Here is a 22,276-nt window from a genome sequence, read left to right as displayed (position 1 = left end):
GCGAAGCATAATCACAGCCTCACCCGCCCGTCAATTGGCGACAAGCGGGTGAGGCCATGCACACTTTAGCATTCCATCCGAACAATGGTGGGCCGAATCAATGCCGCAGGCTGTCGCCCGCCTTGTCGCCGGCCGCCTTCTCGCTCTGGGCCTTGGCGGCGGCCGCATCGACCTCCGCCTCGTTCCATTCGATCGGCTCGACCGGACGGGTCAGAGCGTTGCGCAGCACCTCGTCCACCGTGCCGACCGGGATGATCTCCAGCCCGCGCTTCACGTTGTCCGGGATGTCCGCCAAATCCTTCTCGTTGTCCTTCGGGATCAGCACATGCTTGATGCCGCCGCGCAGGGCCGCCAACAGCTTCTCCTTCAGGCCGCCGATCGGCAGCACCCGGCCGCGCAGCGTGATCTCGCCGGTCATCGCCACGTCCTTGCGCACCGGAATGCCGGTCAGCACCGAGACGATGGAGGTGGCCATGGCGACGCCGGCCGACGGGCCGTCCTTCGGCGTGGCGCCTTCGGGAACGTGGACGTGGATGTCCTTCTTCTCGAACAGCGTCGGCTTGATGCCGAAGGCGACGGCGCGCGACTTGACGTAGCTCTCGGCCGCCTGGACCGATTCCTTCATCACGTCGCCCAGCTTGCCGGTGGTGGTGACGCGGCCCTTGCCGGGCAGCCCGACCGCCTCGATCGACAGCAGCTCGCCGCCGACCTCGGTCCAGGCCAGACCGGTGGTCACGCCGACCAGATCCTCCAACTCCGCCTCGCCGTAATGGAAGCGGCGGACGCCGGCGTATTTGTCGAGGTTGCGGCGCGTCACGGCGACCTTGCCCGCCCCCGACGCCTTCATCAGGATTTCCTTGACCGCCTTGCGGCAGAGATTGGCGATCTCGCGCTCCAGGCTGCGGACGCCGGCCTCCCGCGTGTAGTAGCGGATGAGGTCGCGCATCGCGTCGTCGGAGATCGTGAACTCACCCTTCTTCAGGCCGTTCGCCTCGATCTGCTTCTCGATCAGGTGGCGCTTGGAGATCTCGACCTTCTCGTCCTCGGTGTAGCCGGCGACGCGGATGATCTCCATGCGGTCCAGCAGCGGCTGCGGCATGCGCATGGTGTTGGCGGTGCAGACGAACATCACGTCCGACAGGTCGTAGTCGACCTCCAGGTAATGGTCGTTGAAGGTGCCGTTCTGTTCCGGATCCAGCACCTCCAGCAGCGCCGACGACGGGTCGCCGCGCCAGTCGGCGCCCAGCTTGTCGATCTCGTCGAGAAGGAACAGCGGGTTCGACGACTTGGCCTTCTTCATGCCCTGGATGACCTTGCCGGGCATCGAGCCGATGTAGGTCCGGCGGTGGCCGCGCACCTCGGCCTCGTCGCGCACGCCGCCCAGCGACATGCGGACGAAGTTGCGCCCCGTGGACTTGGCGATCGACTTGCCGAGCGAGGTCTTGCCGACGCCGGGCGGGCCGACGAGGCAGAGGATCGGCCCCTTCACCTTGTTCATGCGGTTCTGGACGGCGAGATACTCAAGGATGCGCTCCTTGACCTTCTCCAGACCGTAATGGTCGGCGTCGAGCACCTTCTGCGCCAGCTTCAGGTCGCGCTTCACCTTGGTCCGCTTCTTCCAGGGAATGGACAGCATCCAGTCCAGGTAGTTGCGCACCACGGTGGCCTCGGCGGACATCGGGCTCATCGAGCGCAGCTTCTTCAGCTCCGCCAGCGCCTTTTCGCGGGCCTCCTTGGGGAAGCGGGTCTTGTTGATCTTCTCTTCCAACTCGGCCGACTCGTCGCGGCCGTCCTCGGTCTCGCCGAGTTCCTTCTGGATCGCCTTGAGCTGCTCGTTCAGGTAATACTCGCGCTGGGTCTTCTCCATCTGCCGCTTGACGCGGTTGCGGATGCGCTTCTCCACCTGAAGCACGCCGATCTCGCCCTCCATGAAGGCGTAGACCCGCTCCAGCCGCTCGGACACGGTGGCGCATTCCAGCAGCTGCTGCTTCTCCGGAATCTTCAGCGCCAGATGCGAGGCGACGGTGTCGGCCAGCTTGCCGGATTCCTCGATCTGGTTGATCGAGACCAGCACCTCCGGCGGGATCTTCTTGTTGAGCTTGATGTACTGCTCGAACTGCGACACGACGGCGCGGCTCAGAGCCTCGAGCTCCTGGTTCTCACCGGTCTTCTCCTCGACCAGCTCGGCCTGGGCCTGGAAGAACTCCTCATTGTCGGCGAACTTGGTGATGGCGGCGCGCTGGCCGCCCTCAACCAGCACCTTGACGGTCCCGTCCGGCAGCTTCAGCAGCTGCAACACGGTGCCGACGGTCCCGACGCTGTAGATGTCGGCCGGAGTCGGATCGTCCTGCGCGGCGTTCTTCTGGGTGACGAGCAGGATCTGCTTGTCATCCTTCATCACGTCTTCCAGCGCGCGCACGGACTTCTCGCGCCCGACGAACAGCGGCACGATCATGTGGGGGAACACCACGATGTCGCGCAGCGGCAGGACGGGGTAGAGGGCACCACGGGAGAGTTCGATCATCGGCAGAGCCTCAGTGATAGGATCGCCGCCAGCCCGGAATGGGCCTGACGCGGTTCCCGCCTCAGGGATCAAGCGCGGGGACCGGAAACGGCACGCTGACTAACGTGGCACACGCCTTGGTGGCCTTCAAGGGGCTGGCGGCGGTGGCGGGCCGTTTCCTTGCCGCGACGCGGCGGAAAACGGCCCTTCCCTCCCCTTTCATCCCCCGAACGTCGGGGTTTCAGGCCGCGGAAAGCCGTTGGACGTAGCCATCGACGGTCGTGCGCAGCGTTCCGGCCTCCTCGGTGAGCCCGCGCGACGCCGCCAGCAGCTCGCCCGACGCGATCCGCGTGGATTCGGCGGTGGCGGCGACCTGCCCGATGGTGCCGGACACCTCGCCGGTGCCCTGCGCGGCCGCCTGGATGTTGCGGGCGATCTCCCGCGTCGCGGCGTTCTGCTCCTCCACCGCGGCGGCCACGGCGGCGGCGGCCTCGCTGATCGCGGCGACGGTGCGGCTGATCGCGCCGATGGCCTCCACCGCGCTGCCGCTAACGTCGCGGATCTCGCCGACGCGGAGCTGGATGTCCTCGGTCGCCTTCGCTGTCTGTCCGGCGAGGCTCTTCACCTCGCTGGCAACCACCGCAAACCCTTTTCCGGCCTCCCCCGCCCGCGCCGCCTCGATGGTGGCGTTCAAGGCCAGCAGGTTGGTCTGGCTGGCGATCGAGTTGATCATGTCCACCACCGACCCGATCCCCGCCGCGCGTTCGGCCAGGGTCGCCACGATGCCGGCGGTGGTGCCGGCCTCGCGCACCGCGTCCTGGGCGATGCGCGCCGCGTCGTCGATGCGCCGGCCGATCTCGCCGCTCGACGCCTGGAGCTGCTCGGAGGCGGCGGCCACGGTCTGGATGTTGCCGGTGGCGTCGGCCGAGGCGGAGGCCACCGCATTGGAGCGCGACGACACGCTTTCCGCGGCGTCGGACAGGCGTTCGGAGCTACCGCGCACGCTTTCCGCCGTCGTCGACAGATGGCGGACGACCGATTCGAGCTGGGTCACGAACTCCCGCGTCGCCCGTTCGGTTTCTCCCCGCCGTGCCTCGCGCTGCTCGCGCTCGGCGGCACGCTGGGCCTCCGCAAGGTCGGCGGCGCGGGCTCGATCCTGGAGCACGCCGATGGCCCCGGCCATTTCACCGATCTCGTCCTGCCGTCCACCATGCGGGACGTCGAGGTCGCGCCGCCCACCGGCGATGGCGCCGACCACGCCGGCCAGCTCGACGATCGGCCGGGTGGCCCGGCGGTTGATGGCGACGCCGACCGCCGCCAGGGCGGCCACCGCCAGACCCAGCACGGCGAGCGCCAGCATCAGATGACGGAGCGCCGACGCCTGATGCTCCTCCGCCAGTTCGCGGGCGCCCTGAAAGCCGGCGTCGCGGATCGCCAGCAGGTCCTGGAGCAGCGGCGAGGCGGAGCGCCGCCACTCGGCGCTGTCCAGATCATAGGGCGCGCCCTTGCGCGAGGCGTCGAGAACCCGGGCCTTGTAGGCGCCGAAGCCCTCGACATAGCCCTTGCGCCCGGTTTCCAGCGCGGCCCGCAGGCCGGGGCCCATGTCGCCGGCAACGATGTCGTCCTCGATCGTCGCCCAGCGTTCCTGGATGCGCCCTTCCAGTTGCAGCGCTTCGCGCTCCGCCTCGGGCGTGAAGGGCTTGCCGGAGCCCAGCGTCCGCAGGAAGAGGACCGACTGCTGCCCGGCCATCTCCCGGAGGGTCGCCGCCCGCCCGGCGACGTCGGCGCGGTCCCCCGCCGTCGCATCCAGACCGGTCAGCCGGTGTTCAAGCCCGTTCATCGTCGCGCTCACCACGGAGGTCACCCCGACCATCGCCCCGAAGAAGCGGGCGGGCGCGTCGGCCGGCCGGCCGGCGCGGTCCTGGGGCAGCCATCCATCAACCGTGCGGCGCACCTCCGCCAGCTTTCCCGACAGCCCGGACAGTTCGTTCAGCGTCCTGGCGTCGCCGAAGGCGGCGGCGCTGGCCATCAGCCGGTCGCGCGCGCCGTCCGCCTGGGCGCGTGCCTTGGTCAGCGACTCCCGCGTCGCTGCATCGGCCGCCACGCCGGCCGCGAGCGGCAGGTTGATGACGCCGCGTTCCAGCGCCAGCGTCTCATTCAGCGCGGCCGCGCTGGTCAGCACGTCGACGATGGCCCGCGCGTCCGACGCCCGGCCGGCCGAGCTGGTTTCCTGCATCGCCAGCCAGCAGGCAGGAACCGCCGCAACAATCCCAACGCTCGCCAAACATACATAGAGAAAATTGCGAATTTTCATGTCCTGGTCGCCGATGTATTGTTATCCAGTGCCGACGGACAATGAAGCGAAGGATTTCCTTCGAAATCCATCGATCATTTTTCCGATCGGTTCTTATCGGCAAGCTTATCACGCACCAGCAATCCGCAGGAATGGCGCACATCGAGGTGTAGGGGTTTTCATCTGGAATGAAAAATGGTCGGAAATAAAAAGGGGCGCCGAAGCGCCCCTTTCCAAACACACGAAACCGGAAGACCGGACAGCGTCAGGCCCCCGGAGCCTCGCTGCGGCGCTCCGCGTGGACGTAGAGCGGCTTGGCCCGCCCCTCGACGACCTCCTTGTTGACCAGGATGCTCTCGATTCCCGACAGGCCGGGAAGGTCGAACATCGGGTCGAGCAGGATCGCCTCCATGATGGAGCGCAGGCCGCGCGCGCCGGTCTTGCGCTGGATCGCCTTGTGCGAGATGGCCTTCAGCGCGTCCTCGGAGAATTCGAGGTGCACGTCCTCCATTTCGAACAGGCGCTGGTACTGCTTGACCAGCGCGTTCTTCGGCTTGCTCAGGATCTCGACCAGCGCCGCCTCGTCCAGGTCGGACAGGGTGGCCAGCACCGGCAGGCGGCCGATGAACTCGGGGATCAGGCCGAACTTCAGCAGATCCTCGGGCTCGACCTCGTGCAGGATGTCGCCGGTCGTCCGCTCGTCCGGGGCGCGCACGTCGGCGCCGAAGCCGATCGAGGTGCCCTTGCCGCGCTGGGCGATGATCTTGTCCAGCCCGGCGAAGGCGCCGCCGCAGATGAACAGGATGTTGCTGGTGTCGACCTGTAGGAACTCCTGCTGCGGATGCTTGCGCCCGCCCTGCGGCGGCACGGAGGCGACGGTGCCCTCCATGATCTTCAGCAGGGCCTGCTGCACGCCCTCGCCCGAGACGTCGCGGGTGATCGACGGGTTGTCGGACTTGCGGCTGATCTTGTCGACCTCGTCGATGTAGACGATGCCGCGCTGCGCCCGCTCGACGTTGTAGTCGGCGGCCTGGAGCAGCTTGAGGATGATGTTCTCGACGTCCTCGCCGACGTAACCGGCCTCGGTCAGCGTCGTGGCGTCGGCCATCGTGAAGGGCACGTCGATGATCCGCGCCAGCGTCTGGGCGAGCAGCGTCTTGCCGCAACCCGTCGGGCCGATCAGCAGGATGTTCGACTTGGCGAGTTCGACGTCGTTGTGCTTCGTTCCGTGCGCCAGCCGCTTGTAATGATTGTGGACCGCGACCGAGAGCACGCGCTTGGCGTAGACTTGGCCGATCACGTAATCATCGAGCACCGCATGGATGTCGCGCGGAGTCGGAACCCCGTCGCGGGACTTCACGAGGGTCGTCTTGTTCTCCTCGCGAATGATGTCCATGCACAGTTCGACGCATTCATCGCAGATGAACACCGTCGGACCGGCAATCAGCTTGCGGACCTCGTGCTGGCTCTTGCCGCAGAAGGAGCAGTAGAGCGTATTCTTCGAATCGCCGCTGCTGGACTTGCTCATCGGTACTCCGTCATCTCGCGGGGGACGAGGCCCTCGAGGGCCTTGCCCGTTCGCGGCGCCCCCCGACGCCGGTCCATTCAGAGGTTGTCACGGGCGGAGCCCCTGACAAGGTCGCATCTCGATTCAGTCCGGGATCGGACCGCTTCATGACCATTCAACAACAGCGAAACGGCCCGATCAACCCTTTGTTGGCCTACCCCTCAGGCCCTCAGGACGCGCGGGCGTCGCCGCCGGGACGCTTTTCGACGACTTCGTCGATCAGCCCGAAGGCCTTGGCCTCCTCCGGCGACATGAACTTGTCGCGTTCCATCGCGGCTTCAATGGTGTCGAGCGTCTGGCCGGTGTGCTTGACGTAGATGTCGTTCAGGCGCGAGCGCAGCTTCAGGATCTCCTGCGCCTGGATCTCGATGTCCGAGGCCTGGCCCTGGGCGCCGCCCGAGGGCTGGTGGATCATGATGCGGCTGTTCGGCAGCGAGAAGCGCTTGCCCGGCGCGCCGGCGGTCAGCAGCAGCGAGCCCATCGAGGCGGCCTGGCCCATACACACCGTCGACACCTGCGGGCGGATGTACTGCATGGTGTCGTAGATGGCGAGGCCGGCCGAGACGTAGCCGCCCGGAGAATTGATGTAGAGCGCAATGTCCTTCGTCGGGTTTTCCGATTCGAGGAACAGCAGCTGCGAGCAGATCAGGCTGGCGACGGCGTCGTTGACTCCGCCGATCAGGAAGATGATCCGCTCCTTCAGCAGGCGCGAATAGATGTCGTACGCGCGTTCGCCCCGGTTGGTCTGTTCGATGACCATCGGGACCAGAGCATTCATCTTCGGCTCGAAGTCGTACATGTGTTCTTCCCTGCCCCCGCAGTTGGCTGGACCGGTGTTCGTTCCCGGCACGAAATCACATATAGGCGCCGCCGGGGGCGGGCGGTAGCCCACCCCCACTCCTTTTGGGAGTTTGTTACGCCTCGGCGGCGTCCTCGTCCTCGTCCTTGGTCAGCTCGTCGACGGTGACGGTCTTCTCGGTGACCTTGGCCAGCTCCAGGATGTGGTCGACGACCTTGTCCTCGAAGATGGGCGCGCGCAGGTTTTCCAGCGCCTGCTGGTTCTGCTTGAAGAACTCGAACACCTGACGCTCCTGGCCGGGGAAGCGGCGGGCCTCGTTGATCAGGGCGCGGTTCACCTCGTCCTGGGTGACCTGGATGTTGTTGCGGCGGCCCACCTCGGACAGCAGCAGGCCCAGGCGGACGCGGCGCTCGGCGATGGCGCGGTACTCGGACTTCAGCTCGTCCTCGGGCTTGTCGGCGTCCTCGCCGGCGTTGCCGTTCTTCAGCTCCTCCTGGAGGCGGGCCCAGATGCCCTCGAACTCGATGTCGACCATGCCGGCCGGCACCTCGAAGGAGTGGCTCTCGGCCAGCTTGTCGAGCAGCTGGCGCTTCACGCGCAGGCGCGACAGGTTGGCGTACTCGCCCTTGATGCGGTCGCGGACGGCCTCGCGCATCTTCTCCAGGCTCTCCATGCCGAACTCCTTGGCGAGGTCGTCGTTGACCTCGGCCGGGACGTTCTTGCGGAGTTCCTTGACGTCGACCTCGAACACCGTGGCGGCGCCCTTCAGGCGCTCGTGCGGGTAGTCCTCGGGGAAGGTGACGTTGATGGTGCGGTGCTCGCCGGCCTTGGCGCCGATCAGCTGCTCCTCGAAGCCCGGAACGAAGCGGCCGGCGCCCAGCTCCAGCGGGTAGTCCTTGCCGTCCATGCCCGGCAGGGCCTCGCCGTCGACCGAACCGGCGAAGTCGATGAGCGCGATGTCGCCGTTCTCGGCGCCGCGGTCCTCGGTGATCGGGGCCTGGGTCGAGTGCGCGCCGGCCAGCTTGCCCAGCGCCTCCTCGACCGACTCGTCGGTCACCTCGGCGACCGGCTTCTCCAGCTCGATGGCGCCGAACTCGCCCGGCTCGACGTCGGGCAGCAGCTCGACGGCCATCTTGTAGGTGAGGTCGCCGTTCTCCTCGTACTTCTCCACCTCGATCTTGGGCTGGAGGGCGACGCGCAGGCCGCGCTCGCTCAGCGCCTGGCGCGAGCTGTCGGAGATGGCGTCCTCCAGCACCTCGGACAGCACGCCGCCGTGGTAGCGCTGCTTGATCACGCTCACCGGAACCTTGCCCGGACGGAAGCCCGGCAGCTGGACGGTGCGGCGCAGCTCTTCCAGCTTGCCGTTCACCTTCCCTTCGATGTCCGTGGCGGAGATGACGACCTGAAATTCGCGCTTGAGGCCGTCGGTGCTGGTCTCGGTGATGTTCATCGGAACGAAAGCCTATCTCGTTGTTCCGGCCCGGCGGCGCCCGTCCGGGGCGGCCCGAAACCGTGTTATCCATAGCGGTGCGCGTGTTGCCATGGTGCGGGCGAAGGGACTTGAACCCATACGACCGAAGTCACTGGAACCTAAATCCAGCGCGTCTACCAATTCCGCCACGCCCGCTTTTCCATGGCAAAAGGCAGCCGCAGCGGGTGCCGCACACCCGCCGGACCGCCGGCGAAGTCCGGTCTATAGCACAGCGTGCCCGATGCAAACAGGCAAAATGGGACGGGATTCGCCGCGATCGCGCGGGAGGGAGGGCCCGATGGCCCCACCCGACGGCCCTACCCGCCCGCCTTGCCCAGCGAGCGGATCGCCGAGGAGGTGATGATCTTGCCGTCGCCGCTGTAGGCCTCGTGGTTGGCGTCGATCTCGCCCAGCCGGTAGCGGTAGTTGATCATCATCCCGCAGGACTGCTTCAACCCCTTGCGCGAACGGTCGGCCAGCCAGTTCAACCGCTCCATCCGGGCGCCGTTGGTCAGGTGGAAATGCGCCACCGGATCGAGCGCGCGGGCCTGCGCGCCGTCGGCCCGCTCGACCCGCCGCTCGGAGGTCTGGGCCGTCGTCAGGTAATGCACGGCCAGCCGCATCAGCGGCCCGCGCAGCTGCTTCTGCAGCTCCTCGTCCTCGTGCCAGCCGGGAACGGCCAGCGCGCGGGCGAGAATCGGCGCCTCATCGCCCGAATCGGGGCCCGAATCGAGGATCGCGCCGGCCTCCGAGTCGCGCTGGGCCAGCCGTTCGGCGATGCGCTCGGCCTCGGCGTTGGTCAGCAGCGCGTCGCCGTCGCGGTCGAGCGTGCGGTCGAACCAGCGGCGGAAGCCGGGGATCGGCGACAGGGTGGCGAAGCACTTGATGTTGGGAAACTCGCCGGTCAGCCCGTCGACCACCCGCTTGATCAGGAAGTTGCCGAAGCTGATGCCGGCCAGCCCGACCTGCGCGTTGGAGATCGAGTAGAAGATGGCGCTGTCGGCGCTCTTGGGGTCGCAGACCGGCGCCGAGGGGTCGAGCAAAGCCTGGACGTTGTCCGACATGCCCTGGACCAGCGCCACCTCGACGAAGATCAGAGGCTCGTGCGGCATGCGCGGGTGGAAGAAGGCGAAGCAGCGGCGGTCCGAATCGAGCCGGTCCTTGAGGTCCTGCCAGCCGCTGATCTCGTGCACCGCCTCGTACTTGATCAGCTTCTCCAGCAGCGAGGCCGGGCTGTCCCAGGTGATGCGGCGCATCTCCAAGAAGCCGACGTCGAACCAGGAGCGCAGCAGACTCTTGAGGTCGTCCTCCAGCGCCTGGAGCAGCGGCTCGCCGCGCGCCATCTCCATCAGCTCGGCGCGCAGATCGACGAGGAACTTCACCCCTTCCGGCAGGGCGTTGAACTGGGTCAGCAGCCGCACGCGCGGCGGCTCCAGGGCGCGGCGCAGCGCGCGCTCGGCGTGGCCGCGGGCGACCGGGTCGGCGGCGGCCTGGAAGGTCGCCATCGCCTCGTCCACGGCAGCCCGCTCGACGTCGAAGTCGCGCGCGAGCATCAGGAGGAAATTGCGCCGCCCCTGCGGATCGAGCGCGAGATAGGTGCGGCCGAGCTGCGCCGCCCGCGCCCGCGCCGACACCTCGCCGCCGCGCGCCTCCAGGCAGGCCTCGATCTGTTCCTTCAGACGCTCGGCGTCCTCCTTGGGCAGATGGGTGCGCGGCGGGGCGCCGACGGCGCCGCGCGCCGAGGCGGCGATCTCGCGCCAGCGGGTGCGCAGGTTGTCCAGCGCGCGGTCGAGAAGACCCGGCGGGCCGGCAGGCGGCTGGACCGGATCCAGAGTGGCGGTGTTCGGTGCGTCGCTCATGCTTGGAGTCTGGCCCTTGCCGCCGGATTCGGCAAGGGGATGCGGCGGGCGTCACCCGTGTGAGTACCGCCGACGCGACGCGCGCCGGGGTTTTCGGCCCTCCATGAAATTTCAATGACGACGGCTTGGGGTCCGTGTTTGACAGACGGCACGGCTCCCCTTTTCAGGAGCGTCATGCCCGGCCATGACGAAAGGAGGAGGAGGCCGCCAACAGCGCAAGCCGCTTTCCCGGCTGCGTCGGCCAAACAGGCCCTCAGCCCTTCAGCGCCCGCAACACGCCCGGCAGCGCCCCGGACAGATCCTCCGAGATCAGCCCCGGCCCGACGGCGTGCCCAGCCTCGCCGTGCAGCCAGACCGCCGCGCAGGCCGCCTCGAACGCCTCCATGCCCTGCGCCATCAGCCCCAGCACGATGCCGGCCAGCACGTCGCCCGACCCGGCGGTCGCCAGTTCGGGCGGCGCGTTGACGTTGATGACCGCCCGGCCGTCGGGGGCGGCGATCACCGTGTCGGCGCCCTTCAGCAGCACGACCGCCCCCGAGCGCGACGCCGCCGCGCGGGTCCGCGACAGCTTGTCGCTGTCCATGCCGACCGAGGCGCCGAACAGCCGTGCGAACTCGCCCTCGTGCGGGGTCAGCACGCAGCGCCTGTTCAAACGGTCGAACAGATCCTCCGGCGCCTCGGCGAAACTGGTCAGCGCGTCGGCGTCCAGCACGCAGGCCTTGCGCGCCTCCAGCGCCGCCAGGACGCGGGCGCGGGTCTGGGCGCTCCTGCCGCCCCCCGGACCGAGCAGCACCGCGTTCCGCCGCGAATCGCTCAACAATTGGGCAAATTCGGAATCATCGGCCACCGGCTCGACGATCACGCTGGGCGAGCCGGCGGCGTAGACGGTGAAGACCTCCGGCGGGCAGGCGAGGGTCACCAGCCCGGCTCCGGCCCGCAGCGCCGCGACGGAGGCGAGCCGCGCCGCGCCGGTCATCCGCCCGCCGCCCAGCACCATGGCGTGGCCGCGCGCGTATTTGTGCCCGTCCAGCGCCGGCCAGGGAAAGAGGTGACGCCACAGCTCCGGCCCGTTGACGGCGGTCTGCGGCACGATGCCGTCGAGCACCCGCTCGGGAATGCCGATGTCGCCGACCACCACCTCGCCGCACAGCTCGCGCCCCGGCAGCAGCACATGGCCCGGCTTGCAGCGGAAGAAGGTCACGGTCAGCGCCGCCTGCGGCGCCACGCCGAGCACGCGCCCGCTGTCGCCATGCAGGCCGCTCGGCACGTCGATGGCGACGACGGTGCGCCCGGCCATCGCCTCGACGATGGATTTGGCGACCCCTTCCAGCGGCCGCGACAGGCCGGCGCCGAACAGCGCGTCGATGACCAGGGGGTTGCCCTTGAGGATGTAGGGGTCGGCCGCCTCGATGGGGCCGGGCCAGCGCTCCGCCGCCACCGCCGCGTCGCCGGTCAGGGCCGAACGGGTGCCGAGCAACGCGAGACGCACCGGCCAGCCGGCCTCCAGCAGCAGCCGGGCGACGACGAAGCCGTCGCCGCCGTTGTTGCCCGGCCCGCAGAGCACCGCCGTCGGGTGCGGCGCCCAGCGCTCGCACACCGCGCGCACCACGGCGGCGCCCGCGGCCTCCATCAACGCTGCACCCGGCACGCCGGCCGCGATGGTCATCTCGTCGGCACGATGCATTTCCGCGACGGACAGCAGTTCGTCCATCACCCCTTCCCTTCTCGATCCGGCCTCTCTCGATCCGGCAAACGCCATGGCCGACGCGGACGCCATGGATAGCGCGATTTTTCAACCGGGCAAGCATAAACGCCCGCTGGGCGGCCAACCAGCCGCGCGGACGTCAAAAAGATCGAGTTGTCTGGGAAACCCCCAGAAGGGGGGATGGGGCGATGGATGGGACTCGAACCCACGACCACTCGGACCACAACCGAGGGCTCTACCAACTGAGCTACCACCGCCGCCGTTGGGAGCGCTTATTTGCCCCAGCCGAGCCGTCCGGTCAAGGGCTTTTTCACGAGGGGTCGAAAAAAAGCGACGCCCCCGCTTTCACCCCCTGTTTGCCGCCGCCTGCGCGGATCTCTTGCAGGTTTTGCACAAATAATGTTCACTTCGCCGCATTCGTTGGCAGAGCGATGCCCCAACCAACGGCAGCCCGCTGCCTTTCGTCGTGGTTTCATGCTGCCGGATCGGAGTACCCGTTTCTGGCACGCTCCATGCTTAATGTCGTCGTGTCGGCAGAGCCGTGGACGGTGCCTGCCGGCGTTGGCACCTCGTACACGAGAGACCCATGAAGAAGATCGAAGCCATCATCAAGCCGTTCAAACTCGACGAGGTGAAGGAAGCTCTTCACGAAGTCGGGATCAAGGGGATCACCGTCACCGAAGCCAAGGGCTTCGGCCGCCAGAAGGGCCACACCGAGCTGTACCGGGGCGCGGAGTACGTCGTCGACTTCCTGCCCAAGGTGAAGATCGAGGTGGTGATGGAGGACTCCCTGGTCGAACGGGCGATCGAGGCGATCCAGCAGGCCGCCCACACCGGCCGCATCGGCGACGGCAAGATCTTCGTCACGCCCGTGGAAGAAGTGGTCCGCATCCGGACCGGCGAAAAGGGTCCGGACGCGATCTGACCGGCGTCCCCACCCGCCCCCGTCACCCAAGCCGTTGCCAACATGCGCCTGACTTACCAGCCCGCCCGGACGACCTACGCCGCACCCCCTGCCGAACGGCCGATGGCCCTAGGCCGGACGTGCGCGTTTTTCGGCTGGCGCGTTGTGCGGGCGGGTCAGGCGTGACATAACGTCCGCCGCGAGCGCCGTCTCCCGCCCTCGTGATCCGAAGGTTGGTTTGACGCTGCGGGATCCAAACCTCTCAAGCGTGGAAAAAGAGATATGTCCGACATCAGCAAGGTCTTCGACCTGATCAAGGAACACGACGTCAAGTATGTGGACCTGCGCTTCACCGACCCGCGCGGCAAGCTGCACCACACCGCCCAGCACGTCTCGACGATCGACGAGGACGTGTTCGAGGACGGCATCATGTTCGACGGCTCGTCGATCGCCGGCTGGAAGGGCATCGAAGAGTCGGACATGATCCTTCAGCTCGATCCGACCACCGCCGTGATGGATCCGTTCGCCGCCCAGCCGACGCTGAACATCCTCTGCGACGTGTTCGATCCGGGCACCGGCCAGGCCTACGAGCGCTGCCCGCGCGGCATCGCCAAGGCCGCCGAGCGCTACACCGCCTCGGCCGGAATCGGCGACACCGTCTATTTCGGCCCGGAAGCCGAGTTCTTCGTCTTCGACGACGTCAAGTACTCCGTCGACATGAACAAGGTGTCCTACGAGTTCGCCTCGGACGAGGGCTCCTACTCGTCGGGCAAGGAGTATGAGGACGGCAACCTGGGCCACCGCCCGGGCACCAAGGGCGGCTATTTCCCGGTCGCGCCGATCGACAGCGCCAACGACCTGCGCGCCGAGATGCTGAGCGTGCTGGCCGAGATGGGCGTCCCGGTCGAGAAGCACCACCACGAGGTGGCCGCCGCCCAGCACGAGCTGGGCATCAAGTTCGACACGCTGGTCCGCACCGGCGACAACATGCAGTACTACAAGTACGTGGTGCACAACGTCGCCCACGCCTACGGCAAGTCGGCGACCTTCATGCCGAAGCCGGTGTTCGGCGACAACGGCTCGGGCATGCACTGCCACCAGTCGATCTGGAAGGACGGCCAGCCGCTGTTCGCCGGCAACCAGTACGCCGACCTGTCGGAGCTGGCGCTGTTCTACATCGGCGGCATCATCAAGCACGCCAAGGCGCTGAACGCCTTCACCAACCCGTCGACCAACAGCTACAAGCGCCTGGTCCCGGGCTATGAGGCCCCGGTGCTGCTGGCCTACTCGGCCCGCAACCGCTCGGCCTCCTGCCGCATCCCGTACGTCGCCTCGCCGAAGGGCAAGCGCGTCGAGGTCCGCTTCCCGGATCCGTCGGCCAACCCGTACCTCGCCTTCGCGGCGATGCTGATGGCCGGCCTGGACGGCATCAAGAACAAGATCCACCCCGGCGACGCGATGGACAAGAACCTGTACGACCTGCCGCCGGAAGAGCTGGCCAAGGTTCCGACGGTTTGCGGCTCGCTGCGCGAGGCGCTCAACGCGCTGCGCGAGGACAACGCCTTCCTGCGCCAGGGCGACGTCTTCTCGGCCGACATGATCGACGGCTACATCGACCTCCGCACGGAAGAGATGATGGCCTTCGAGACCATGCCGCACCCGATCGAGTACAAGATGTACTACTCGGTCTGATGTAATTTGTTGATTTCCTTGGGAGTCTCCAGACTTTCGTTCCAAGTTCGGAGCAAGAAGACCCAAGGAAAATCGACAACCACATCCTCGGATGTCCAACGTGGAAACGGGTCGGCTCGCCGGCCCGTTTCTCGTTTTGCGGGTGCAATTTGGTCATCACTTCGCTTTCCTCAAGGGTGTGACCTCCCCAACTCTAGCGTGATCGGACCTGCTGACAGCGACCGCAGCCGCGTGTAGAACATTCTACCGGCGGGAGAATTCTTGTGGCGCGTTCATCCAATTTCGGATTCCTGGCACGGCACGACGTCCAGCTCGAACGGCTGGGCGCGCTGGCTGAGCGTTTCTTCGCCGAGGACGCGAACACCTCCATCATCAAGACCGGGCAGTTCGCCGAGCTTCTCGCGCAGTTGACGGCGGCCAAGCTCGGGATGTGGACCTCCCCGGAGGAGAAGCAGGCCGACTTGCTGCGCCGCCTGCGCGACCGCGGCGTGTTGACCCGCGAGGTCGGCGACCTCTTCCACTTCATCCGCAAGGCCAGGAACGACGCCGCGCACGATCTCGACGGCGATCACCGGATGGCGCTGTCCTGCCTGAAGAACGCCCGGACGCTGGGCGTCTGGTTCCACCGCACCGTCACCGGCGACCGGACCTTCACCCCCAGCCCGTTCGTGCCGCCGGCGGACCCGCGTGCCGAGGGCGCCGCCTTGAAGGCGGAACTGGAGCGGTTGCGCCTGGAACTCGCCGAGCGGCAGTCGGCGCACGAGCGCATGGCGGCGGAGGCCCAAGCGGCGGCCCAGGCCGAGGCCGATCGCCGGCTGTCCGCCGAGGAGCGCGCCGCCCGCGCCGAAGCCGAGCGCCAGTCCTGGGAACGGCTCGCCCAAGAGGCCGACGCCGACCGCGCGCGCCTCGAGGCCGAGCTGACCGTCGCCCAAGCCCAGGCGGCAAGCGAGCCGGCCGCGGCCATCCAGGGCCGCGTCGAGGTGGCCTACGCCGTTGGCCAGGGCATCGACCTCGACGAGCGCGAGACCCGCCGCCTGATCGACTCCCAGCTTCGCGACGCCGGCTGGGAGGCCGACAGCGAGGTGCTCACCCACGCGGCCGGCGCCCGCCCGCAGAAGGGGCGCGATCTGGCGATCGCCGAGTGGCCCACCGCCGACGGCGTCGCCGACTACGCGCTGTTCGCCGGACTGGCCATCGTCGGCATGGTCGAGGCCAAGCGCGCCAACGCCAACGTGTCGGAGTTCATCAACCGGGCGGAGCGCTACAGCCGCGGCTACGTCCCGCGCGGCGACGAGCAGCCGCCGGCCGAAGGGCCATGGGGCGACCTGCGCGTCCCCTTCCTGTTCTCGACGAACGGACGTCCCTTCCTGCGCCAGTTCGAGGCGCTGTCGGGCATCTGGTTCCGCGACGGCCGTCACCCGCAGAACCTCGCCAAGGCGCTGGACGGCTGGTACACCCCCGCCGGCCTCCTCGAGGCGCTGCGCAACGACCCGCGCGCCGCCGACGCCCGGCTGTCGCGCGACCCGTTCGCCTTCAACTTCCCCCTGCGCGACTACCAGCGGCACGCCATCCGCGCCGTCGAGGAGGCGATCTCCGCTGGCCGGCGCGAAATCCTGGTCGCCATGGCGACCGGCACCGGCAAGACCAAGACCTGCATCGCGCTGGTCTATCGCCTCCTGAAGGCGCAGCGGTTCCGCCGCATCCTGTTTCTGGTCGACCGGACGGCGCTGGGCGAGCAGGCCGGCAACGCGTTCAAGGAAACGCGGATGGAGCACCATCAGGTCTTCGCCGACATCTTCGCGGTGAAGGAACTGGGCGACATCCTTCCCGACCCCGAGACGAAGCTGCACATCGCCACCGTCCAGGCTCTGGTCAAGCGCGTCCTCTACGGCGAGGAGCCGCCGGCGATCGACCAGTACGACTGCATCGTCGTGGACGAGTGCCATCGCGGCTACCTGCTCGACCGCGAGATGGGTGACGAGGAGCTGAGCTTCCGCAGCCAGGACGACTACGTCTCCAAGTACCGCCGCGTGCTCGACCGCTTCGACGCGGTGAAGGTCGGGCTGACGGCGACGCCGGCCCTGCACACCGTGGAGATCTTCGGCGAGCCGGTCGTCCGCTACACCTACCAGGAGGCGGTGATCGACGGCTGGCTGGTGGACCATGAGCCCCCCATCCGCGCCCACACCGCGCTCAGCCAGGAAGGCATCCACTGGGACGCCGGGGAGCGGGTGGATGTTCTCGACACGCGGACCGGGCAACTCGACCTCATCCATCTGGACGATGAGGTCCGGTTCGACGTGCAGGACTTCAACCGCAGGGTCCTGACACCCGACTTCAACCGGGTCATCGCGGAATGGCTCGCCGGCCACATCGACCCCGGCCTGCCCGGCAAGACTCTGGTCTTCTGCGCCACCGACCTGCACGCCGACATGGTGGTCGGCGCCTTGCGCACCGCCTTCGCCGCCCGCTACGGCGCCGTGGAGAACGACACGGTCGCCAAGATCACCGGGCGGTCGGACGACCCGATGCGCCAGATCCGCCGCTTCAAGAACGAGGCCCTGCCCAAGGTCGCGGTCACCGTGGACCTGCTGACCACCGGCATCGACGTGCCGGAGATCGTCAACCTCGTCTTCATCCGCCGGGTCAACAGCCGCATTCTCTACGAGCAGATGATCGGGCGCGGCACCCGCCTGTGCGACGACCTGTTCGGCCCTGGCCGGCACAAGACCGCTTTCCGCATCTTCGACGCGGTCGGGCTCTACGCCGCGATGCAGGATTTGACGGAGATGCGGCCGGTCGTCGCCAACCCGAACATCACCTTCGCGGCGCTGATGGAGGAACTGGCCGAGGCCACCGGCACGCCCCTTCCGCCCCCCGCGCCGGCGCTGCCGCCGACCGGCTTCGCCGAAGAGGAACAGGCGCCGTTCGAGGGGCCGCCCCCGGAGCATCACGGGACCGCACCGGAGGTCGCGGAGCGCCGTGCCCGGCAGGCGCGCTGGCTGGTCGGCCAGATCGTCGCCAAGCTGCACCGCAAGCGCCGCCGCCTGTCGGAGGCCGGGGAGCGGCGCTTCCGGGAGTTGGCCGGCACCGACCCGGACAGCTTCATACGCCGCGTGAAGGATGCGCCGCCGGAGGAAGCGGCTCGCACCCTTCTCGATCATCGCGCCCTGATGGAGCTGCTGGACACCCGCGTCGCCGACGACCCCATCCATGTGCCGCTCTACGGCGGGGCCGACGCGTTCCGGCACGAGGAGACCGGCTACGGCCCGAACATCACCCGGCCCGAGGACTACCTCGCCAGCTTCCGCCGCTATCTGGCGGAAAACCTCAACCGGGTTCCGGCGCTCAACGCCGTCGCCAACCGCCCCCGCGAGTTGACCCGCGCCCAGCTTCGCGAGGTCCGCCTGCTGCTGGAGCGTGACGGCTTCGGCGAGGTCGAGCTGCGCGCCGCCTTCCGCGACGCGACGAACGCCGACATTGCGGCCTCGGTCATCGGCTACATCCGGCAGGCCGCGCTGGGCGACCCGCTGGTTCCCTACGACGAGCGGGTGGACCGGGCGATGCGCCGGGTGCTATCCAGCCAGCCCTGGACGAAGGCGCAGCGCGACTGGCTGGAGCGGATCGGGCGGCAGATGAAGAAGGAAGTCATCGTCGACCGCGAGGTTCTCGACCAGGGCGAGTTCCGCCAGCAGGGCGGCGGTTTCGCAAGGCTGGACCGGGTGTTTGACGGACGTCTGGGAAAAGTATTGACAGAAATACTAGACATGATGTGGGGAAATGCAGCATGACATCCGTTTGTATTTGGAAATTTATTTCGCCAGATAGAGAGTATATTTGTGCCGTTTCTGACTCGAGGATAACTTCAGTATCATCGAGTAGCACTGTTCATACCGATTGCGCTTCCAAACTGATCCCTCTAACGGTCAAGTTCAAAACGACGGACAGTGATGGATGCTTTACAATAACTAAATATCAATTTGAATTCGGATTCGCTATGTCCGGAAATGTGGATGTATGTTTTATGACACACGCTGCCTTATCGGGGATTTGCAGCAACATAGGACTACATGGACAATTTGATCCGTCACTAAGCAAAATTGCGAATCTTGCCTCCCATATTCTTGAAAAATATACAAAAGATTATATGAAAAATAAAGCCGGATTCCCAAAGTGTGAAATATCGATATTTGGATGCTGTCCAAATTCAGAAAGGCTGGAGTCTTATTATATTTCAAATACTCAAGGCGGTGGCGGAAAGGCTTACGTTCGCCGTGACATGAACCCAATATTCATGGGTGATGGAAGCGAGACCCACAGGAATAAATGGAATAGCTTGGTTGAAGCTGGGAGCAGCCCAGGAGGAAATACACCAATTATCGCATTGGAGGAAATAATATCGCGAGAATCGAGAAAAACCGTGGGCGGAGCAACACAATTTGTTCATTGTGATAAAAATGGATTCCACATTCTTCAAACGGAATTTGGGGCACCGATAGTTGGAACTCAGAGCTATTTAGGTTTCGACATCTGCGGTCAAATTGAGCCTATTCTTGGTGCAGTTGTGGCTATGGATACAATTTTGACAAAGACTACGACATGACCGCGACCACCGACATCGTCTCCAAGCTCTGGGGCCTGTGCCACATCCTGCGGGATGACGGCATCACCTATCACCAGTACGTCACGGAGCTGACCTACCTGATCTTCCTGAAGATGGCGGCGGAGACGGGGGCGGAGGAGCAGTTGCCGGACGGCTACCGCTGGACCGACGTCAGCCGGCGCCAGGGGCTGGAGCAGCTCACCTTCTACAAGGAGATGCTGATCCACCTGGGCACCTACGGGTCGTCGCAGGTTCAGGCGATTTTCCAGAACGCGCAGACCAGCCTGCGCCAGCCGCGCATCCTCAAGGCGTTGGTCGAGGCGATCGACGGGCTGGACTGGTACTCGGCGCGGGAAGAGGGCCTCGGCAACATGTACGAGGGCCTGCTGGAGCGCAACGCGACGGAGAAGAAGTCGGGCGCCGGCCAGTACTTCACGCCGCGGCCGCTGATCGACAGCATGGTCGCGCTGATGCAGCCGAAGGCCGGCGAGTACGTCCAGGATCCGGCGGCAGGCACCGGCGGCTTCGTGATCGCCGCCGACCGCTGGATCAAGGCCCACACCAACGACCTGTGGGACCTGACGGAGGCCGAGCAGTACTTCCAGCGCCACACCGCCTTCTGCGGGATGGAGCTGGTGCCGGACGCCCACCGGCTGGGCCTCATGAACCTGATGCTGCACGACGTCACCGGCGACCTCCAGCTCGGCGACGCGCTGTCGGAGCAGGGGACGCGGCTGCCGAAGGCGCATGTCGTCCTGACCAACCCGCCCTTCGGGACGAAGAAGGGCGGCGGCCTGCCCAGCCGCGACGACTTCACCTACCCCACCTCCAACAAGCAGTTGGCCTTCCTCCAGCACATCTACCGGGGCCTGCGTCCCGGCGGGCGGGCGGCGGTGGTACTGCCGGACAATGTGCTGTTCGAGGACAACGCCGGCCGTGACATCCGCCGCGACCTGATGGACAAGTGCGACCTGCACACCATCCTTCGCCTGCCGACCGGCATCTTCTACAGCCAGGGCGTCAAGACCAACGTCCTGTTCTTCACGCGCGGCCAGACCGACCGGGGCAACACGCGGGAGGTCTGGATCCACGACCTGCGCTCCAACATGCCGCAGTTCGGCAAGACCCGCCCCCTGACCCGCGCGAACTTCGCCGCCTTCGAGGCCGCCTACGGCCCCGACCCGCTGGGCAAGGCCCCGCGCACGGACGAGGGCGAGCAGGGCCGCTTCCGCCGCTTCACCCGCGAGCAGATCGCCGCGCGCAACGACAATCTGGACATCGCGTGGCTGCGCGACGAGAGCGCCGAGACGGAGTTGCCCGAACCGGATGTGATCGCCGCCGAGATCATGGACGCGCTCCGCACCGCCCTGGAGGAGATGGAGGCGCTGTCCGACCTGTTGGGAACGGATGAGACGGTCGGCGATGCCGTGGCAGAGGCTGCGGAATGAGCGGGCGGGAGTTGCCTTCTACTTGGGCTTGGTGTGAATTCCGAGACGTTGCAAACGTTGCAAGCGACCTTGTGGATCCGCAACTTACACCAGATGCCCCCCACGTCGCACCGAATCATGTCAGCTCTTGGACTGGCGAACTGATCGAGAAATCGACAGTTCGAAATGATGCTGTCACCAGCCCGAAGCATCGTTTTCGCACTGGGCAGATCGTCTACTCAAAAATACGGCCATACTTGGCCAAAGCAATATTTGCGGATTTTGATGGCCTGTGCAGCGCAGACATGTATCCCATTGAATCAAGGATCAATGCTCGGTTTCTTTTGCGCTGGATGCTGACTAAGGAATTTACCGACGCTGCCGCACAAAGCCAAGGGCGCACAGTGCTTCCCAAAATCAATCAGGAATCGCTACAGAAACTCCCAGTTCCGGTTCCTCCCCTCCCCGAACAACGCCGCATCGTCGAGAAGATCGAGGCGCTGACGGCCCGGTCGCGCCGGGCGCGTGAGGCGCTGGACTCGCTGCCGGCGCTGATCGACCGCTACCGCCAATCCATCCTCGCCGCCGCCTTCCGCGGCAACCTGACGGCGGACTGGCGGACTGCTCATCCAGAGAGCGAGACCGCCGATGGCTTGCTTCATCGCATCGGGATCGCCGTCACCGAAGTCGATCCCGAAGACCGTCCGTTAGAGCTTCCACCCTCTTGGCGATGGGCACGGCTTGTGGACATCGCAGACGTCAAGGGTGGGTTGGCAAAAGGAAAGAAGCGCACCGACGGCGTTGCGCTTCGGCCCGTCCCCTATCTCCGCGTTGCCAACGTTCAAAGAGGTTACCTTGATATTTCAGAAGTAAAAGAAATCGAGGCATCGCAGAATGAAATTGAGCAACTTCGCCTTCTTGAGGGCGACATTCTATTCAATGAGGGAGGAGATCGCGATAAACTGGGGCGCGGCTGGGTTTGGAGTGGTGAAATTGAAACGTGCATTCACCAAAACCACGTTTTCCGTGCGCGGCTACGCTCATCAGAACTAAACCCTTTCCTGATCTCACACTTTGGAAATACCTTCGGACAGAGTTACTTTTCCGGAAACGGCACACAAAGTGTAAATCTCGCGTCGATCAGTCTTTCCAAGCTGAAGGCGTTTCCGGTTCCAGTCATTCCACCGGCTGAACAGGTGGAGCTCTATACCCGCGTCCAGGAGGCTTTACGGCGAGTGGAAGTGTTCCATGCGGCTTGGTTTGCCGCGTCGGAGCGACTGCCATCCCTCGACCAATCCATCCTCGCCAAGGCGTTCCGGGGCGAACTGGTGCCGCAGGACCCGAACGACGAACCGGCCTCCGTCCTGCTGGAGCGCATCCACACCGAGCGCGCGGCAGCCGGCGCGGCCCCCCGGCGCGGACGTCGGGCGAGAACGTGAGACCGAAGGACTGA

Annotated in this window: 13 protein-coding genes and 2 tRNA genes; 6 read left to right on the top strand and 9 right to left on the bottom strand. The window is 66.3% G+C overall.

Annotated features, from left to right (window positions below; genetic code table 11):
- Positions 1-97: 97 nt before the first annotated feature.
- From lon to JN22_RS23565, 9 genes are all read right to left on the bottom strand, one after another.
- Positions 98-2,524 carry an endopeptidase La gene (lon, locus tag JN22_RS23605; RefSeq protein ID WP_085556216.1) on the bottom strand — a complete coding sequence of 809 codons (2,427 nt, stop codon included), beginning with the start codon at positions 2,522-2,524 and terminating at the stop codon, positions 98-100.
- Between the two features lie 220 nt (positions 2,525-2,744).
- Positions 2,745-4,739, bottom strand: a complete 1,995-nt coding sequence (locus JN22_RS23600) for a methyl-accepting chemotaxis protein (RefSeq protein ID WP_085556215.1) — start codon at positions 4,737-4,739, stop codon at positions 2,745-2,747.
- A 322-nt stretch (positions 4,740-5,061) separates the two neighbouring features.
- Positions 5,062-6,324, bottom strand: coding sequence for an ATP-dependent Clp protease ATP-binding subunit ClpX (gene clpX, locus JN22_RS23595; RefSeq protein WP_085556214.1), 1,263 nt, complete (start codon positions 6,322-6,324; stop codon positions 5,062-5,064).
- A 208-nt stretch (positions 6,325-6,532) separates the two neighbouring features.
- A complete protein-coding gene (gene clpP, locus JN22_RS23590; protein WP_085556213.1) occupies positions 6,533-7,162 on the bottom strand; it encodes an ATP-dependent Clp endopeptidase proteolytic subunit ClpP in 630 nt (209 codons plus the stop codon).
- A 115-nt stretch (positions 7,163-7,277) separates the two neighbouring features.
- Entirely contained in the window at positions 7,278-8,612 is a 1,335-nt protein-coding gene (gene tig / locus JN22_RS23585; RefSeq protein ID WP_085556212.1) for a trigger factor, read from the bottom strand.
- A gap of 92 nt (positions 8,613-8,704) precedes the next feature.
- Positions 8,705-8,789, bottom strand: a tRNA-Leu gene (locus JN22_RS23580).
- 161 nt (positions 8,790-8,950) lie between these two features.
- Positions 8,951-10,492: a malonyl-CoA decarboxylase gene (locus tag JN22_RS23575; protein WP_085556211.1), complete on the bottom strand. Its 1,542-nt coding sequence runs from the start codon at positions 10,490-10,492 to the stop codon at positions 8,951-8,953.
- Positions 10,493-10,745: 253 nt separating this feature from the next.
- Positions 10,746-12,203, bottom strand: coding sequence for an NAD(P)H-hydrate dehydratase (locus JN22_RS23570; RefSeq protein ID WP_085556210.1), 1,458 nt, complete (start codon positions 12,201-12,203; stop codon positions 10,746-10,748).
- A gap of 175 nt (positions 12,204-12,378) precedes the next feature.
- Positions 12,379-12,454: transfer RNA gene (locus JN22_RS23565), tRNA-His, on the bottom strand.
- Positions 12,455-12,783: 329 nt separating this feature from the next.
- Here JN22_RS23565 and JN22_RS23560 point away from each other — a divergent pair.
- The 6 genes from JN22_RS23560 to JN22_RS23535 all read left to right on the top strand — a co-directional run bounded on the left by JN22_RS23560 (position 12,784) and on the right by JN22_RS23535 (position 22,262).
- The gene (locus JN22_RS23560; RefSeq protein WP_085556209.1) at positions 12,784-13,122 is read left to right on the top strand and encodes a P-II family nitrogen regulator; all 339 of its coding nucleotides are present in this window, start codon (positions 12,784-12,786) and stop codon (positions 13,120-13,122) included.
- A gap of 261 nt (positions 13,123-13,383) precedes the next feature.
- Entirely contained in the window at positions 13,384-14,793 is a 1,410-nt protein-coding gene (glnA, locus tag JN22_RS23555) for a type I glutamate--ammonia ligase (protein WP_085556208.1), read from the top strand.
- A 263-nt stretch (positions 14,794-15,056) separates the two neighbouring features.
- Positions 15,057-18,584 carry a type I restriction-modification system endonuclease gene (gene hsdR, locus JN22_RS23550; RefSeq protein WP_085556207.1) on the top strand — a complete coding sequence of 1,176 codons (3,528 nt, stop codon included), beginning with the start codon at positions 15,057-15,059 and terminating at the stop codon, positions 18,582-18,584.
- A gap of 233 nt (positions 18,585-18,817) precedes the next feature.
- Positions 18,818-19,396, top strand: a complete 579-nt coding sequence (locus tag JN22_RS23545; protein WP_143268391.1) for a hypothetical protein — start codon at positions 18,818-18,820, stop codon at positions 19,394-19,396.
- A complete protein-coding gene (locus JN22_RS23540; protein ID WP_085556206.1) occupies positions 19,393-20,844 on the top strand; it encodes a class I SAM-dependent DNA methyltransferase in 1,452 nt (483 codons plus the stop codon). Before JN22_RS23545 ends, JN22_RS23540 begins: the two co-directional genes overlap by 4 nt.
- Positions 20,841-22,262: a restriction endonuclease subunit S gene (locus JN22_RS23535; protein WP_085556205.1), complete on the top strand. Its 1,422-nt coding sequence runs from the start codon at positions 20,841-20,843 to the stop codon at positions 22,260-22,262. Before JN22_RS23540 ends, JN22_RS23535 begins: the two co-directional genes overlap by 4 nt.
- The last annotated feature ends 14 nt before the right edge of the window (positions 22,263-22,276 follow it).

It is taken from the genome of Azospirillum agricola (assembly GCF_020005195.1).
Classification (GTDB): domain Bacteria; phylum Pseudomonadota; class Alphaproteobacteria; order Azospirillales; family Azospirillaceae; genus Azospirillum; species Azospirillum agricola.
The sequence above is the reverse complement of the archived record's forward strand: the minus strand, read 5'-3'. Positions and strand labels throughout refer to the sequence as shown.

Excerpts from the sequence above, each read along its gene's own strand:
- JN22_RS23540 (WP_085556206.1), top strand. The coding sequence starts at position 19,393 with ATGACCGCGACCACCGACATCGTCTCCAAGCTCTGGGGCCTGTGCCAC.
- JN22_RS23535 (WP_085556205.1), top strand. The coding sequence starts at position 20,841 with ATGAGCGGGCGGGAGTTGCCTTCTACTTGGGCTTGGTGTGAATTCCGA.
- clpX (WP_085556214.1), bottom strand. The coding sequence starts at position 6,324 with ATGAGCAAGTCCAGCAGCGGCGATTCGAAGAATACGCTCTACTGCTCC.
- lon (WP_085556216.1), bottom strand. The coding sequence starts at position 2,524 with ATGATCGAACTCTCCCGTGGTGCCCTCTACCCCGTCCTGCCGCTGCGC.
- JN22_RS23600 (WP_085556215.1), bottom strand. The coding sequence starts at position 4,739 with ATGCAGGAAACCAGCTCGGCCGGCCGGGCGTCGGACGCGCGGGCCATC.
- clpP (WP_085556213.1), bottom strand. The coding sequence starts at position 7,162 with ATGTACGACTTCGAGCCGAAGATGAATGCTCTGGTCCCGATGGTCATC.
- JN22_RS23570 (WP_085556210.1), bottom strand. The coding sequence starts at position 12,203 with ATGGACGAACTGCTGTCCGTCGCGGAAATGCATCGTGCCGACGAGATG.
- glnA (WP_085556208.1), top strand. The coding sequence starts at position 13,384 with ATGTCCGACATCAGCAAGGTCTTCGACCTGATCAAGGAACACGACGTC.
- tig (WP_085556212.1), bottom strand. The coding sequence starts at position 8,612 with ATGAACATCACCGAGACCAGCACCGACGGCCTCAAGCGCGAATTTCAG.
- JN22_RS23575 (WP_085556211.1), bottom strand. The coding sequence starts at position 10,492 with ATGAGCGACGCACCGAACACCGCCACTCTGGATCCGGTCCAGCCGCCT.
- JN22_RS23545 (WP_143268391.1), top strand. The coding sequence starts at position 18,818 with ATGACACACGCTGCCTTATCGGGGATTTGCAGCAACATAGGACTACAT.
- JN22_RS23560 (WP_085556209.1), top strand. The coding sequence starts at position 12,784 with ATGAAGAAGATCGAAGCCATCATCAAGCCGTTCAAACTCGACGAGGTG.